Raw genomic sequence first — 478 nt, 5'->3', positions numbered from 1 at the left:
ATCCCCGGTGGCGGTGCGGGCATCGCGGGCGGCTCCGGCACCGAGGGCTTCTCCGGAAGCGGCATCCCCGGCGGCGGCGGGGCCGGTGGCTCCGGCTTCTCCGGGGCGGGTATCCCGGCGGCGAGCGGTGGTCCTGGTGGCTCGGGCTTCTCGCCGTCCGGCATCCCGGACATCCCCGGCGGCAGCTTCAGCGGCTCCGGCATCCCCGGCTCGTCGGTCCCCGGTTTCGACGACTCGACGACGACGTCCGGCTTCTCGCCGTCCGGCATCCCGTCGAGCGGCGGCCCGGGCGGGAGCGGCTACACGCCGCCGTCGATCCCGACCATCCCGGACGTCGGTGGCGGCGGCACCACCATCGGCCGCGGCGGCAGCCCGATCCCCGGGTTCACCCCGCCGGGCATCGACCCGATCACCGGCCTGCCCACCGGCACCGGCCCGGGCGGCATCCCCGGCGGCGGCAAGACGCCGACCATCGGCC

1 pseudogene is annotated in these 478 nt (G+C 77.6%); it reads left to right on the top strand.

The annotated features are described in order from the left end of the window. Window positions 1-478 (top strand): annotated as a pseudogene (locus tag G3I65_RS52045) (hypothetical protein); the annotation flags it as partial.

The sequence above is a fragment of the Amycolatopsis sp. SID8362 genome, assembly GCF_010550475.1.
Classification (GTDB): domain Bacteria; phylum Actinomycetota; class Actinomycetes; order Mycobacteriales; family Pseudonocardiaceae; genus Amycolatopsis; species Amycolatopsis eburnea.
Note: the sequence above shows the minus strand (reverse complement) of the source record. Positions and strands in the feature narration are given on the sequence as shown.